The organism is Falsiroseomonas algicola, assembly GCF_011040385.1.
GTDB lineage: Bacteria > Pseudomonadota > Alphaproteobacteria > Acetobacterales > Acetobacteraceae > Falsiroseomonas > Falsiroseomonas algicola.
On sequence record NZ_JAAIKB010000035.1, the window covers coordinates 1 to 14,883 of the forward strand.

Annotated in this window: 15 protein-coding genes and 2 pseudogenes; 14 read left to right on the plus strand and 3 right to left on the minus strand. The window is 68.9% G+C overall.

Features of this window, described 5'->3' with window-relative positions:
* Positions 1-150: pseudogene (locus tag G3576_RS30590) on the minus strand (IS30 family transposase); the annotation flags it as partial.
* Between the two features lie 44 nt (positions 151-194).
* On the opposite strand from G3576_RS30590, the pseudogene G3576_RS30595 reads away from it, so the two are divergent.
* The 4 genes and pseudogenes from G3576_RS30595 to G3576_RS32140 all read left to right on the plus strand — a co-directional run.
* A pseudogene (locus tag G3576_RS30595) lies at positions 195-497 on the plus strand (integrase core domain-containing protein); the annotation flags it as partial.
* A 183-nt stretch (positions 498-680) separates the two neighbouring features.
* Positions 681-917, plus strand: coding sequence for a hypothetical protein (locus G3576_RS32130; protein WP_235952555.1), 237 nt, complete (start codon positions 681-683; stop codon positions 915-917).
* Positions 918-1,085: 168 nt separating this feature from the next.
* On the plus strand, positions 1,086-1,322 hold the full coding sequence (locus G3576_RS32135) for a hypothetical protein (RefSeq protein WP_235952556.1): 237 nt from the start codon (positions 1,086-1,088) through the stop codon (positions 1,320-1,322).
* Positions 1,323-1,337: 15 nt separating this feature from the next.
* Entirely contained in the window at positions 1,338-1,619 is a 282-nt protein-coding gene (locus tag G3576_RS32140) for a transposase (RefSeq protein WP_328730189.1), read from the plus strand.
* Positions 1,620-1,703: 84 nt separating this feature from the next.
* Here G3576_RS32140 and G3576_RS30605 read toward each other — a convergent pair whose 3' ends face one another.
* Entirely contained in the window at positions 1,704-2,993 is a 1,290-nt protein-coding gene (locus G3576_RS30605) for a cation:proton antiporter (RefSeq protein ID WP_235952557.1), read from the minus strand.
* Positions 2,994-3,233: 240 nt separating this feature from the next.
* Positions 3,234-3,410 (minus strand): hypothetical protein, encoded by a 177-nt coding sequence (locus tag G3576_RS30610; protein WP_164698063.1) that lies wholly within the window; start codon positions 3,408-3,410, stop codon positions 3,234-3,236.
* A 765-nt stretch (positions 3,411-4,175) separates the two neighbouring features.
* On the opposite strand from G3576_RS30610, the gene G3576_RS30615 reads away from it, so the two are divergent.
* The 10 genes from G3576_RS30615 to copM all read left to right on the plus strand — a co-directional run bounded on the left by G3576_RS30615 (position 4,176) and on the right by copM (position 14,776).
* Positions 4,176-5,378, plus strand: coding sequence for an MFS transporter (locus G3576_RS30615; protein WP_164698278.1), 1,203 nt, complete (start codon positions 4,176-4,178; stop codon positions 5,376-5,378).
* A 119-nt stretch (positions 5,379-5,497) separates the two neighbouring features.
* The gene (locus G3576_RS30620; RefSeq protein WP_164698279.1) at positions 5,498-7,195 is read left to right on the plus strand and encodes an efflux RND transporter periplasmic adaptor subunit; all 1,698 of its coding nucleotides are present in this window, start codon (positions 5,498-5,500) and stop codon (positions 7,193-7,195) included.
* A gap of 2 nt (positions 7,196-7,197) precedes the next feature.
* Entirely contained in the window at positions 7,198-10,311 is a 3,114-nt protein-coding gene (locus tag G3576_RS30625; protein WP_164698280.1) for an efflux RND transporter permease subunit, read from the plus strand.
* Positions 10,312-10,329: 18 nt separating this feature from the next.
* On the plus strand, positions 10,330-10,725 hold the full coding sequence (locus G3576_RS30630; protein WP_164698281.1) for a hypothetical protein: 396 nt from the start codon (positions 10,330-10,332) through the stop codon (positions 10,723-10,725).
* Between the two features lie 10 nt (positions 10,726-10,735).
* Positions 10,736-11,287, plus strand: a complete 552-nt coding sequence (locus tag G3576_RS30635) for a hypothetical protein (protein ID WP_164698282.1) — start codon at positions 10,736-10,738, stop codon at positions 11,285-11,287.
* A 4-nt stretch (positions 11,288-11,291) separates the two neighbouring features.
* Positions 11,292-12,035: a response regulator gene (locus G3576_RS30640; RefSeq protein WP_164698283.1), complete on the plus strand. Its 744-nt coding sequence runs from the start codon at positions 11,292-11,294 to the stop codon at positions 12,033-12,035.
* Positions 12,032-13,381 (plus strand): ATP-binding protein, encoded by a 1,350-nt coding sequence (locus G3576_RS30645; protein ID WP_164698284.1) that lies wholly within the window; start codon positions 12,032-12,034, stop codon positions 13,379-13,381. Before G3576_RS30640 ends, G3576_RS30645 begins: the two co-directional genes overlap by 4 nt.
* A 134-nt stretch (positions 13,382-13,515) precedes the next feature.
* The gene (locus G3576_RS30650) at positions 13,516-13,848 is read left to right on the plus strand and encodes a DUF411 domain-containing protein (RefSeq protein WP_235952558.1); all 333 of its coding nucleotides are present in this window, start codon (positions 13,516-13,518) and stop codon (positions 13,846-13,848) included.
* A 101-nt stretch (positions 13,849-13,949) separates the two neighbouring features.
* Entirely contained in the window at positions 13,950-14,153 is a 204-nt protein-coding gene (locus G3576_RS30655; protein ID WP_164698286.1) for a heavy-metal-associated domain-containing protein, read from the plus strand.
* A 92-nt stretch (positions 14,154-14,245) separates the two neighbouring features.
* On the plus strand, positions 14,246-14,776 hold the full coding sequence (copM, locus tag G3576_RS30660; RefSeq protein ID WP_235952559.1) for a CopM family metallochaperone: 531 nt from the start codon (positions 14,246-14,248) through the stop codon (positions 14,774-14,776).
* Positions 14,777-14,883 lie beyond the last annotated feature (107 nt).

Consider the following 14,883-nt stretch of genomic DNA (forward strand, 5'->3'; position numbering starts at 1 on the left):
TCCAACCTCCATCGCCGCGTCCTCGCTCGAGAGCCCTTCGGCAACCAAAGCCCAGAACCGACGACGATGCTCCTGCCACGCCACGGGTGGCCGACCCGGCGACGTGAGTTTGCCCCGCAAAGCCCGATCCGAACGCCGTCGACCCGCCATCGCACCCACCCCCATCAACGATGTTGCGACGACCAGTTGAATCCGCCCAATACGTGTCGATCCGATACACCGAGCGCCTGGCCGAAGCGGGCATCGAGCCGTCGGTCGGCAGCGTCGGCGACAGCTACGACAATGCGCTGGCCGAGAGCGTCATCGGCTTGTTCAAGACCGAGGTCATCCGTCGCCGCCGCCCGTGGCGCGGTCTCGAAGGCGTCGAGTTTGCCACCCTCGAATGGGTGGACTGGTTCAACAACCGCCGCCTCCTCGAGCCGATCGGCAACATCCCGCCCGTCGAGGCGGAGGCGCGCTACTATGCCGCCCAGGAGGCCACACCCCTGGCGCCCTGACTCACACCAAACAGCCTCCTGTCTGTCGCAGATCGCGTAGGTTCAGGATGCGGGCGGCATCCCGCAAGCCTCCTGGGCCTTGCGCCCGCTTGTCGGATTGGGAGCCGCCCGCGCCACCGATCGTCAGCCTGAACAGTTGATCGGGGATGCCTCCGCATACCCCGCAGGACAGGAGCAGGGATCGTGACGCAGCAGGTCTACGTCGGCGTCGACGTGGCTAAGGACTGGCTGAACATCTATCATCCCGGCCGAGGGGCAGCGCGGATCGACAACACGCCGGCCGCGGCACGCTCCTTCGCTGCCAGGTGCGCCAAGGAGGGCGCCTGGATCGTTTTCGAGGCGAGGGGCGGATACGACCACCAGCCCCGCGACGCGCTCGAGGCAGCGGGCGTCCCGTTCAGCCGCATCAACCCGCGCTAGGCTCGCGACTTCGCCAGGGCGATTGGCGTCATCGGCAAGACCGATCGCGTCGATGCGCGGATGCTCTCCGAACTTGGTACTCGCCTGACCCCAGCCCGGACTGCGCCCCTGCCTCCGCCACGCCGCGCCCTCCAGGCGCAGGCAACCCGCCGGCGCCAACTCGTCGAGATGCGCAAGCAGGAAGCAACGCGCCTGCAGCAGACTACCGACCCGGAGGCGCGGGCCGACATCAAGGGCGTCATCGCTCTACTTGAGCGCCGCACCACAAAGGTGGAGGCGCGCATGACAGGGCTTGTCGAGGCAGACCCCGACCTCGCCGCCATCGACCGGCGGCTCCGCACGGCGCCGGGCGTCGGCCCGATCGTCGCCGCGACGCTCATCGCCGAACTGCCCGAGCTCGGGTAACTCGACCGTCGCGGCATCGCCGCGCTCGTTGGCCTCGCCCCCGTCGCACGCGACAGCGGAAGGCGGTCCGGGCCCCGGTCCATCGGTGGCGGTCGTCCCGTCGTCAGGACCATCCTCTACCGCGCCGCCCTCCAGGCGTCGCGCCGAGCCGATCCATTCATCCGCTTCCGGGAACGCCTTCAGGCCGCCGGCAAATCCGTCAAGGCCGCCATCATCGACACCGCACGGAAGCTCGTCGTCACCCTCAATGCCATGCTCGCATCCGGCAGCGACTACCGTTCCGCCGCGGCAACCTGATTACAGTTGCCGGCAGACCCGGCGCGGTTCAGCGCCGTTGGGATGCCCGATTAGCTGGAAGGCAGCGGCGCCGGGCAGCGGCCGTTACCGAGCCCCGGGTCCCTGAAGCCCGGGCGGCGGCGTCCCGTCCTCCGCATCCGGATCGCGCCCCTGCTGGCGATCGAGTGCCCGCATGATTGGCGTGACGGTCAGCCCGTGCAGGAGGACCGACATCAGGACGATCAGTCCGACCAGGCCCCAGAGCCGCTCCGAAGCCCCCACCTCCATGCGGTTGAGACCGTAGGCGAGGTAGTAGAAGGAGCCGACGCCACGGATGCCGAAGAAGGCGAGCGTCAGCTTCTCGCTCCGGCTGGCCCCGAAGCCGAGCAGCCCGACAAGGCCGGTCACGGGGCGGATAACCAGCAGGATCGCGGCGGCGACGCCGACATCGGTCCAGGTGACTGGGGCGAGCAGCCCGCGGACGAGCGCGCCGCCGAAGAGCAGGAGCAGCAGCATCATGGCGATGCGTTCGATCTGCTCCGTGATCTCGTGCATCTCGCGATGGAAATCGTGGTCGCGGTGGGAGGCGCGGAAGGTCAGCGCCGTGACGAAGACGGCCAGGAAGCCGTAGCAGTGCATGATCTCCGTCAGCCCGTAGGACACCAGCGTTGCCGACAGCGCTATCAGCCCGTCGCCGGTCTTCGCCAGCTTGGTGCTGGCGGGAACGTGGAAGGTGAGCCAGCCGAAGGCGCGCCCGATCAGCCAGCCGGCCGCGATGCCGGCGCCAACCTCCCACAGCACGCGGTAGGTGAACCAGTCGACGAGCCAGCTCTCCCCCGCGGCGGTCACCGCGGCCAGGGCGATGGCCAGGTGGACGAAGGGGAAGGCGAGCCCGTCATTCAGCCCGGCCTCCGAGGTGAGGCCGAAGCGCACCTCGTCCTCCTCGCCGGTCTTGGGCGGGCCGACCTGAACGTCGGCCGCGAGAACCGGGTCGGTCGGCGCCAGGCTGGCGGCAAGCAGCAGGGCGATCGCCCAGGGCAGGCCCTGGGCCCAGCCGAGCAGGAGGGTGATGGCCGCGATGCCGAGCGGCATCGTCACGCCCAGCAGGCGCCAGGTCACCGACCATCGGCGCCAGTCGAAGATCCGGTCGAGCTTCAGGCCTGCGCCCATTAGCGCGATGATCACGACGAATTCGGTAAAGCGTTCGGCGATCTCGGGATGGTCGAGCGGCAGGGGACTGATCGTGACCTGCGGCAGGGAGAACACCGCGGCGCCGAGCGCAATGCAGACAATGGGCAGGGAAAGCGGGAGGCGCGTCAGCACCATGGGGAGCCACGCGACCAGCGCGACGAGGATACCGAAGCCTGTCAGGGCGAGGATGTAGGGATCCGGCAACCAGGCCTGTTCTGTCATCCACGCCTAACGGCAGGTCACTATGAATGTTCCGGCGCGCGGTTGGGCGAAGCCCCGGCCGTGGAGAGGGCAGCTCCGGCGATGCGATCGTGCCCCGGTTGCCGAAAGACGGTGGTGCGGGGAGCGCCGGCAATAGCCTGCCGACGACGGATAGCGCCACGGCATGGCCGCCATTGCCGACGGGCGGCCTGGGCGACGCCCTTGCTTAACCAATCTGCCTGCTTACCGATCCCCATGCTTGCGGCTGGCCTGCATGGCCTTGTTCACGCCCCCCTGCTTGAGGTCGCCGCTGTTCTTCGACCCGGCGCGGGCGTCCTTCGGGTTGGTCTTGCCCGCGGCAGCGTTGTTGCCGCCCTGGGGAGCACGGCCGGCGGCGGGGAGGGGAGGGAGCTTGGCCATGCTGCTGGTGTCCTTTCGGGACGGTGCCGCCGGCGTCCGGCGTGCTGGAAGTGCGAAGTGGCGACCGGGTAGCGGTGGAAACCGCGAACTCCCGGCGTGGGTGGGCGCAGCAAAGCCAAGGCGGATCAACGTTGTAGGGCTTGTGGGGTAAATCAGGCTACCCTCAAGGTCCGGAGAGTCTCTGGCATCCGGAGAGCCAGCTAGCCCGTTCGTTCCGGCCTCGACCCATCAACCCTCGTGCAGAAACCGTGGCCAGACAGGCGCTTCCGCGCGGTCTGCACAGCGTTGGAGAGGGTTTGCGGAAAGTCCGACTGGAGCAGCAGTAGGAACCGGATTCCAACCTGCTCTGGTGTTCGTGAGACGCGTCTCGTCGGCCGACAACATTCGCCTACGGTGACTCAACTCAACCTTGACCCTGAATTTCGTGCTGCGCATCATCTCCGTGAGGGGTCATCCGCGATCGCCCCGTGAGGCTTCGGCCCAAGAATCGCGTCCAAGCTCCCGCGCTTCGCGCATCAGGAGAGGACGCATAGTGCCGAGCCCCGACGTCATCGCAGTTGCGCAACTCAAGGGACTAGCCGGGACACCCGATGTTCGCGACGGCGTTCGCGCTGGCGCAGAGCGCGTGGAGGTGGACCCGTGGGATGATGCCGCGCTCTGCTTCGGCTTAGGCGAATCTCCGGAGCGCATCGCCGCCACGGTGCTCAGCGTGTTGCGGTCCACCGCGCCATGACCCCGTTTCCGGAGCACGAAGCCAGGCCCGCCATGCGCCGCATCCTTTGGGCGCGCGGCTTCCGCGATTTTGGTGACGGCTTGGTCGCCGTGTTGCTGCCGGCCTGGTTCCTGGCGCTGGGCTATGGCGCGGCGGAGATCGGCGCCGTTTCGACCGTGGCGCTACTCGGATCGGCGCTGATGACGCTGGGGGTGGGTCTGCTCGGAGCGCGGGCTGATCCGCGCGTGCTGTTGCTGGTGGCCGCCGGGCTGATGACCGCGACGGGCCTGGGCTTCGTCTTCGCGACCGGCCTCGGCTTGCTGATGGTCATTGCCCTGGTCGGCACCATCAACCCCTCGGCTGGCAGCGTGAGCATCTTCGCGCCGCTGGAGCAGACGATGCTGACGCGAGCAGCACGGGACGGCACGCGCACCGCCGTCTTCGCGCGCTACAGCTTCGTGGGCTCCTTCGCCGCCGCCGGCGGCGCCCTGGCCGCAGGCGGAGCGGATGGCCTCAAGGCGCTTGGCCTGGGTGAGCTCGCGGCATTCCGTTCCGCCTTCCTGCTCTACGCCGTGCTCGGCCTTGCCTGCTGGTTGGCCTATCGCGCGCTGCCGCGCCTGGCGCCCGAGGCGCGGCAGGCGGCCCATGCACCGCTCGGCCCCTCGCGGGCTATCGTGCTGCGGCTCGCGGCCCTGTTCAGCGTGGACAGCTTCGCTGGCGGCCTTGCCGTTCAGGCGCTGCTGGCGCTGTGGCTCTTCGAGCGCTTCGACCTCTCGCTGGCGCAGGCGGGACTATTCTTCTTCTGGACAGGGGTGCTGTCGGCCTTCTCATTCCCGGTGGCGGCCTGGCTCGCCGGGCGGATCGGGCTGATCAACACGATGGTCTTCACCCACATCCCGTCCAGCCTTTGCCTGATCGCGGCGATGTTCGCGCCCGGCGTCGAGTGGGCGCTGGGGCTTCTGCTGCTCCGCGCGGCGCTGTCGCAGATGGATGTGCCGACCCGGACCTCCTACGTGATGGCGGTGGTTACGCCGCCCGAGCGCACCGCTGCGGCCAGTTTCACGGCCGTGCCGCGCAGCTTGGCGGCGGCGGTGGGCCCGGCGATTGCCGGGGCGATCTTCGCGGCTGGCTGGCAGGCGACGCCCTTCATCATCTGTGGCGTGCTCAAAATCGCCTATGATTTCGCGCTGCTCTGGGCCTTCCGGCACATTCGCCCACCGGAGGAACAGGCGAGAGCTGCTGGGGGTGTCCGTTAGGCAAGGCTCCGCAGGTCAGGCCCTTACCGTTGCAATGTTTTGTCATAATCGGGCAACGCCCACGACGTCCTGTGCCGCCAGATTGAGGTGGTGGTGGCTGGGACTTAGGGGGCGCGCGCGTGCTGATTCGTATCTTGTTGCTCTTCGCGCTGCTGGTCGCACCGGGCCTTCGCCCTGCCTTCAGCCACGAAGGCCATGCGCACGGCGACGAGCCCGCGCCGCCGACCGCCGCCGCACCGCGCGCCGAGGCGCACTCCGACCTGTTCGAGATCGTGGCGGTGCTGGGACCGGATCGACGCCTCTGGCTCTACCTCGACCGGCACGCAACTTCGGAGCCAATCGACGGCGCCACGGTGCAGGTCACCCTCGACGGCGAGGATCAAGGAGCGGCGACACGGGCCGGTGAGGCGATCTACGTCCTCGCCAACCCCGCCCTGGAACGACCGGGTCAAAGGAATCTGGTTTTCACCATCACCGCTGGCGAGGACATCGACCTGCTGCCGGCAACGCTCGAAGTTCCCACCGCGGCTGGGGTTCAGGCCGCAGCACCCGTCTCGTCAGAATTGCTTTCGATCGCGTTGCGCGAGCCCTACATCTGGGCGGCGGGGCTGTTCCTGTTGCTGCTCGGCGTTGCCATCGGCCGCGCCGCCGCGCCACGACCGTTGCCCCCGCTTGTCGTCGCCGAACCGCCAGTAATCGGCACGCGCCCCCACGCATTGCCGTCCGGCGTGCCAATACCGGAGCGTGTGGCCGCTGCGCCGGCTGTCATGGCTCTGGCCGCGCTCCTGTTGCTGCCCGTGATGGCCTGGGCGCAACCCATGGATGCGCCGCGCCGCCAGCTGGATGGCAGCATCTTCGTGCCCAAGCCTTCCCAGCGCCTGCTGGGCCTGCGCACCGGCCCGGCCGAGCTGGGCGAGGCCTCGGTCACTATCCAGTTGACCGGACAGGTGGTGGCGGACCCCAACGCCTCCGGCCGCGTCCAGGCTTCCGAAGCGGGGCGCATCGAGCCACCCGAAGGCGGCTTTCCGGCGCTGGGCCAGCGCGTCGCGCGTGGCGAGGTGCTCGGCTTCGTTGTGCCGATCATGGCGGCCCAGGATCGGGTAGGCGTGCGCGCCAACATCGCCGAGCTCGACGCCCTAATCGTGATCGGCGAGGCACGGGTCCGCCGACTCACCGCGCTGACCGGCACCGTCTCCGCGCGCGAGATCAGCGATGCTCGTGCCGAGTTGGAAGGGCTGCGCCAGCGCCGCGCCGCGAACCTGCCGGCGGTGACGGGACGGGAGCCCATCGTGGCCCCCTCCGCCGGCCTGATCAGCGTGGTGCGCGTCGCCGCCGGCCAGGTGATCCAGGCCCAGGAGCCGCTGTTCGACATCGTCGATCCCGCCCGCCTCTGGGTTGAGGCCATCGCCTTCGACCCGGCCGCCGTCGCCGAGATTTCGGCCGCTTCGGCTGTCACGGCCAGCGGCCAGGCGCTGCGGCTTGGCTTCGTGGGCCGTGGCATGACACTCCGCCAGCAGGGCCTGCCCCTGCACTTCCGCATCGAGGGCGGCGCGCCGGGCCTCGCCGTGGGGCAGCCCGTGACGGTCCTGGTGGAAACACCGCGCCGTGCCGCCGGCATCGTGCTGCCAGCCGAGGCGGTGGTCCGCAACCCCGAGGGCGGCCAGGTGGTCTATGAGATGCCCAGCGCCGAGCGCTTCCTGCCTCGGCCCGTGCGGGTCCAACCCCTCGACGGCCAGCGTGTGCTGGTCACCGCGGGGCTGGAGCGCGGTGCGCGAGTGGTGACCAGCGGCGCCGGGCTGATCGCGCAGGTCCGCTAGGCGTGTTCAACATCCTCGTCACCGCAAGCCTGCGGAACCGGATCTTCGTGTTGGTCGCGGCCGCGATCCTCGTGGTCTATGGCGCCTTCACGCTGCAGCGCCTGCCGGTGGATGTCTTCCCCGACCTCAACAAGCCCGTCATCACCCTGATGACGGAGGCTGAGGGGCTGGCGCCTGAGGAGGTGGAGCTTCTCGTCTCCTACCCGATCGAGACGGCGATGAACGGCATGCCGGGTGTCACGCGCGTGCGCTCCGTCTCCGGCGTTGGGCTGTCGATCGTCTTCGTGGAGTTCGACTGGGGCACGGACATCTGGGTGAACCGCCAGCAGGTGGCGGAGCGCCTGTCGCTGGTGCGCGCGCAGCTGCCGGCGAATGTCGCGCCGCAGATGGCGCCGATCTCCTCCATCATGGGCGAGATCATGCTGGTGGCGATGTCCACCGATGGCCGCGCCAGCCCGATGGAGCTGCGGGAGCTGGCGGATTGGGTGGTGCGGCCGCGGCTGCTGACCATCCCCGGCATATCCCAGGTGATCCCGATCGGCGGCGAGGTGCGGCAGTATCGCGTGACACCCGATGTTACGCGGATGCATGCGTTGGACGTGACCGAGGCGCAGGTGGTCGCGGCCCTTCGGCAGTTCGGTGGGAACACCGGCGGCGGGTATGTGGACCAGGCGGGGCGGGAGTACCTGATCCGCAACATCGGCCGTACCACGCGGCTGGACGACCTGGCCAATACGCCCGTGGCCGTGCGGGCCGGCCAGCCGATCCCGCTGCGCCAGGTCGCCACGGTCGATTACGCTGCACGCCTCAAGCGGGGCGAAGCCGGCAGCATGGGCCGGCCCGCCGTGATCCTGTCCATCCAGAAGCAGCCTGCCGCCGACACGGTGGCACTGACGCGGCAGGTCGAGGCGGCACTTGCGGAGTTGCAGCGCGCCATGCCGCCAGGCGTCACCGCCAACAACGTGCAGTTCCGCCAGGCCGATTTCATCGCGGCCTCGATCGGCAATGTGGAGAAGGTGCTGCTGGAGGCAGTGGCGGTGGTGGCCGTGGTGCTGTTCCTGTTCCTGCTGAACGGGCGGACCACCTTCATCTCACTCACCGCGATTCCGCTGTCGGTACTGATCACGGTCGTGGTGTTCCAACTGCTCGGCCTGTCGATCAACACCATGACGCTGGGCGGGCTGGCCATCGCCATCGGCGAGCTGGTGGACGACGCCGTGGTGGATGTGGAGAACGTCTTCCGCCGCCTGCGTGAGAACCGCGCGCGGCCCGACCCGCAGCCCGCCATCGTCGTGGTCGCGAAAGCGAGCCAGGAAGTCCGCTCCGGCATCGTCTATGCGACCATGATCGTGATCCTGGTCTTCGTGCCGCTCTTCGCGCTGACGGGCATCGAGGGCCGCTTGTTCGCGCCGCTCGGCGTGGCCTACATCGTCTCGATCCTGGCGAGCCTGGTGGTCTCGATCACCGTCACGCCGGTGCTCTGCTACTACCTGCTGCCGCGCACGAAGCGGATGGACCACGGCGACAGCGCGCTGGTGCGCGTGCTCAAGCGCTGGAATGAGCGTGCCTTGCTGTGGGCATTTGCCCGCGCGCGCCTGGTGTATCTGTTGGCTGGCATGGGCGTGGCCGGCGCGCTGGCGACCGTGCCATTCCTGCCGCGCTCCTTCCTCCCGCCCTTCAACGAGGGCACGCTGACCATCAGCCTGCAATTCCAGCCGGGCATCAGCCTGGCGGAGGCAAACCGGCTCGGCCGGCAGGCCGAATTGCTGATCATGCAGGTGCCGGAGGTCCGCACCGTGGGCCGCCGCACCGGTCGCGCCGAACTCGATGAGCATGCCGAGGGCGTGCATTCCTCGGAAATCGACGTCTCGCTCCATGCCTCCCAACGCGGCAAGCAGGCGATCTCGGCCGATATCCGCGCGCGCCTCAGTGTGCTGCCTGGCAGTGCCAATGTCGGCCAGCCGATCGGCCACCGCCTGGACCACATGCTGTCCGGCGTGCGCGCCGAGATCGCGCTCAAGATCACCGGCGACGACCTGGATACGCTCCGCACCCTGGCCGAGGGCCTGCAGCAGCGCCTGACCGCCATCCCTGGCCTGACCGACCTGCAGGTGGAGCGCCAGGTGCGCGTGCCGCAGTTGCAGGTCGCGGTGAACCATGAACGCGCGGCGCTGTATGGCGTCTCCGCCGCCTCTGTGGCCGAAGCCCTGCAATCCCTGTCTGGCGGCCAGGTCGTCAGCCAGGTCGTGGACGGCGCGCGGCGCTTCGACGTGGTCCTGCGCCTCGGCGATGCCGACCGCACCGGCGCCGGACTTGCCGCCGTAATGATCGAGGCGCCGGGCGGGCGCGTGCCGCTGTCCCTGCTGGCGGAGCTGCGCGACACCGATGGCCCGAACCAGATCCTGCGGGAGAATGGCCGCCGGCGGATCGTCGTGCTCGCCAATACCGATGGCAGCGACATGGCCGCGATCGTCGCGCGCATCCGGGCCGAGATGGAGGCGGCGACGCAACCGCCCGGCTACTTCTTCACGCTGGAAGGCACCTTCCAGGCGCAGGAGGAAGCGGCACGGCTGATCGCGGGCCTTTCGCTCGTGTCCTTGGCGCTGATCTTCATGGTGCTCTACAGCCGCTACAAATCGGCGGTATTGGCGCTGATCATTATGGGCAATGTGCCGCTCGCGCTGGTCGGCGCCATCGCCGCGCTGTGGATCGCGGGGCAGCCCCTCTCCGTCGCGTCGATGATCGGCTTCATCACGCTGGCCGGGATCGCGACGCGCAACGGCATCTTGAAGGTTAGCCACTACCTCAACCTCGCGCTGCTGGAAGGCGATCGCTGGGGGCTGGCGCTGGTCATCCGGGGCAGCCTGGAACGCCTGACGCCGGTGCTGATGACCGCGCTCTCGGCCGGCTTTGCGCTCATTCCCCTGATGATCGGCGCGAGCGAGCCGGGCAAGGAGATCCTGCACCCCGTCGCTGTGACCATCTTCGGCGGACTGATCACCGCGACGCTGCTCGATACCTTCCTGACGCCGCTGCTGTTCCACCGCTTCGGTCGCCCCGCCCTGGAACGCCTGCGCGTCGTCCAGCAGGAGCTGAAAGTGGCCGAGGCTTATTGATCCATGAGGACCCACGACATGACCCCGCGCCGCCTGCTGCTCGCCAGCCTGACCCTCGCCCCCTTGGGCGCCCCCTTCGCCGCGCGCGCGCATGAGCCGCGGCGTGGCCCGAATGGCGGGCAGAAGGTGGATATTGGCACCAACCATGCCGAACTGCTGGCGGCCGGCAACACGCTGCGGCTGTTCCTTTTCGACGGCTCCGACCGACCGATTGCAGCCACGGGAGCGACGGCCCAAGCCGTGATCCTTGCGGGCGGGCGCCAGGCCACTGTGGCACTCGCGCCCAGCGGCGATAACGTGCTGGCCGGCACCGGCGACTTCCTGGCCGCGCGCGGCATGCGCGCGGTTGTCACGCTGACGCTCCCCGGCCAACGTCCCGTGCAGGCACGCTTCACCCCGATGGACCAGAATTGAGGAGACCCCGATGCGCAGGACACTGATAGCCTTGGCCCTGCTTGTCGCGGGTCCGGCCTTGGCCAACACACCCTCGCCCTATGCCGGCATGACGGACCGTCCGATCCGCGCGCTGTCGGCCGAGCAGCAGGCCGATCTGCTGGCCGGTCGCGGCATGGGCCTGGCGCTGGCCGCCGAGCTGAATGGCTGGCCCGGCCCGGCCCATGTCATCGAACTGGCAGGCGCCATGCAGCTCACACCCGCGCAGCTCGCGGCGACGCGGCGCCTGATGGCGGACATGCAGGAAGCGGCGCGTTCGCTCGGCGCCCGCGTGATCGAGGAGGAGCGGGCGCTTGACAGGGCCTTCAGCGACCGCAGCATCACGCCTGCCGACCTTTCCGCCCGCACGGCCCGCATCGCGGTCCTGCAGGGCGAGATCCGGGATGTCCATCTGCGCACGCATCTGGCGCAGGCGGCGCTCCTGAATGCGGAACAGATTTCCGCCTATACTCGCTTGCGGGGCTATGCCGGCGGCACGCCGCAGCACGGTGGCCCGATGCCAGGCGCCCACCGGCATCATTGACGTGATGGCGCCCGATAGCCTGCCGCAGGAAGCCCACATCCTTGTCGTCGAGGATGATGGGGAGATGCGCACGCTGATCGCCAAGTTCCTGCGCCAGAACGGCTTCCGCGTCACCGGCGCGCGTGACGGCCGCGAGATGTGGGAAGTGCTGGCCGGCGCATCCGTTGATCTCGTGCTACTCGATGTGATGCTGCCCGGCGCCTCCGGCCTCGATCTCTGCCGCGCACTGCGTGCCAAGTCGGGTGTGCCGATCATCATGGTGACGGCGCGCGGCGAGGAGACGGACCGCGTGCTCGGCCTCGAACTCGGTGCCGACGACTATATCCCGAAGCCCTTCGGGCGCGCCGAGTTGCTGGCCCGCGTGCGCGCGCTGCTGCGGCGCTCGCGTGGCGAGGCGGGCGAGCCGATGGCCGGGCAGGCTGGCGAGCGCATCCTCTTCGCGGATTGGAGCCTCGATACGCGGCGGCGCGAGCTCAGCGCGCCGGATGGCACCGCGGTCGATCTCTCGGGCGGCGAGTACGACCTGCTTCTGGCCTTCTGCGAGCACGCGCAGCGCGTGCTGAGCCGGGACCAGCTTCTGGACCTCGCCCGTAACCGCATGGCCTTCAACGGCACCGAACGCTCCGTCGATGTCATGGTCAGCCGGCTTCGGCGCAAGCTGGAGCCGACCGACGAGAGCCCGTCCATCATCAAGACGGTGCGCGGCGCCGGCTATATGCTGGTGCCTCCCGTAAAGCGCGGAGCATGAAACAGCTCGGCCGCCTGATGCCGGACACGCTCGGCGGGCGGATCGTGCTTGTGCTGCTGGTCGGCCTGATGGCCTTCCACCTCGGCAGCTTGTGGTTGCACCAGATCGGCACCGAAGCGGTGCTTGGTACGACGCGGGAAGCGCAACTCGCCGAGCGCCTCGCGGCCGCCAAGCGCGCGGTCGCCGAACTGCCGGTCGAGGAACGCGACCGAACCGCGCATGCGCTCTCCACCGCAAGCCTCGATATGCACTGGACGCGCGCAGCGACCGTGCAGCCGGTGCAGACCAGCAGCGCCCGTATCGAGGCGCTGCGCAGCCGGCTGGGCGAGTTGGTGCCGGAATTCGACATTACGGGCCTGCGGCTCGGCTACGGTGAGGATGGCGTGGCGGGGCACCAGTTGCTCGGTGCGCTGCCGCTGCCGGATGGCAGCTGGCTGAACTTCTCCGCAGCCCTGTTCCGTCCGCCGGCGTCAGAACACGCGACGCTGCTCTCCACCACGGCGATGGCGGTGGGGATCCTGCTGCTCGGGCTGTTGGTGGTGCGGCTAATCGGGCGGCCCTTGCGCGCGCTGTCGGATGCGGCGGATCGCTTCGGCGGGCCAGGTGTGGTGGTGCCGGTGCCGGAAGAAGGGCCGCGCGAGGTGCGACACGCTGCCCAGGCGTTCAATCGTATGCAGGGCCGCATCGATCGGCTGATCGCCGATCGCACCCAGGCCCTGGCGGCCGTGAGCCATGATTTGCGCACGCCCATCGCCCGCCTCCGGCTGCGGGCCGGCTTTGTCGAGGATGGCGAGGCGGCGCGGGCGATCGATGCCGACCTCGACGAGATGGAGGCGATGATCGACTCGACGTTGGCCTATCTGCGCGGCGAAACCGAGAGTGAGCCCCGCAAGCCGGCCGATCTCGTGGCGATGATCGAGACGCTGTGTGACGCGGCCGCGGATGCGGGCGCGGCCGTCACCTATGCCGGTCCCTCGCAGGCCCGGCTTGTATGCAGCCCGGTGACGCTGAAACGTGCCTTCTCGAATCTGATCGATAACGCCGTGAAATATGGGGGCGGCGCGCGCGTTAGCCTCGACGACCAGGGGCGTGACCTGATGGTGCGGATCGAGGATGACGGGCCGGGCATTCCGGAGGCGGAGATGCAGGCAGTGTTCGAGCCGTTCCGGCGCCTCGAGACGTCTCGCAATCGTGGCACGGGTGGGAGCGGGCTAGGCCTCACCATCGCGCGACGCGCCGTCGAACAGCACGGCGGCACGGTGCAGTTGAGCAACCGACTAGGCGGCGGATTGCTGGCCTTGGTTCACCTGCCGAGGCCCCAGAACGAAGGGAGCATTTCGCGATGATGGTTCGACGGACTTTTTTGGCGGCAGGCCTGGCCGGAATGACCCTGCCCACGCGGGCTTGGGCGGAGGCACTTCCACGCCTGCAGGTCTGGCGAGACGAGAATTGTGGATGCTGTGTCGGGTGGGTGGACCACATGCGGGCCGCCGGGTTTCCGATCGAAGACAATGTCGTGCGCTCGGTCGCGGCTGCGCGACGCATGCTCGGCACGCCGCCTGATCTGCTGTCCTGCCATGCGGGCCTGGTCGGAGGCTACGCGCTTGAGGGTCATGTTCCGGCAGCAGCGGTGACCCGTCTGCTTGCGGACCGCCCTGCTGGTGTCCGCGGGCTCGCGGTGCCGGGAATGCCGGTGGGCTCGCCGGGCATGGAAGTCCCTGGAAGGGAGCCGGACACCTATGACGTCCTGGCCTTCGATTCGCGTGGCGGTCGCTCGGTGTTCATGCGCTTCCGCGGCGGCACGCCAACGTAAGGTGACCCCGATACCAAGAAGGGGTCGCGTGCAGCCCTTGACCCTCCCATGGCGGCAATCACCACCTCCTTGGTCAGACAAGAACCTATGAGGATGGCGTGATGCATCGTTTTCGGATCGCGAACATGAACTGCGGCGGCTGCGCCAAGGGCGTCACCGCGTCGCTCCGCCAGGCCGACCCGCAGGCGGAGATCGACATCAAGCTGGACACGCGGGAAGCGGCCGTGACGTCGGCCGTGGACACCGCGCGTCTGGAGCAGGTGCTGCGCGATGGCGGTTGGCAAGTCGAGCGTATCTCAGCCTGATCCCGCGCTGACATGCTTTGTCATGACGGCGTGACGCTGGCGACATGCCGGGGGGCCAGTGTTGGGCAACTCGAACCATAGGAACCCAGCACATGACCCGCCTCGCTCGTTCACTTGCCCTTGCTGCCGGTATCGCCACCGTCTCCGCGGCAGGCTTCGCCATCGCCCAGGGCACCGCGCCGCAACCGCAGCCGGCGCAGCCCGGGCAGCCCGGCATGATGGGCCAGATGCCCGGCATGCAGCAGCACATGCAGCACATGCAGCAGCGCATGATGCCTGGCGCGCAGGCGCCGGGGGCTGGTGCTGCACAGGCGCCGGCGGCAGCTGACCCGCATCAGCACGGCGCAGCAGCTCCTGCGACTGGGGCGCAATCCCCCTCGACCGCCGCCTTCATGGCCGCGAACGAGAAGATGCACCGCGACATGGCCATCACCTATACGGGCGATGCGGACCGCGATTTCGCCGCTTCCATGATCCCGCACCATGAGGGTGCGATCGCAATGGCGCGGGTACAGCTGGCGCATGGTCGGGATCCGGGGATGCGTAGCCTGGCCGAGGCCGTGATTCGTGCGCAGGAGGGCGAGATCGCCACGCTGCGCGCCTTCCTGTCACAGCCGCGCTGATATGGTCGACGAGACCAATCTCGGCTCGCCTGTGACGTGCTCGCCGTGGTTCCAGCCAGGGATAAGTTGGATCCGTCGAGGAGCAGAGGACGATGCGACGGAGCCGG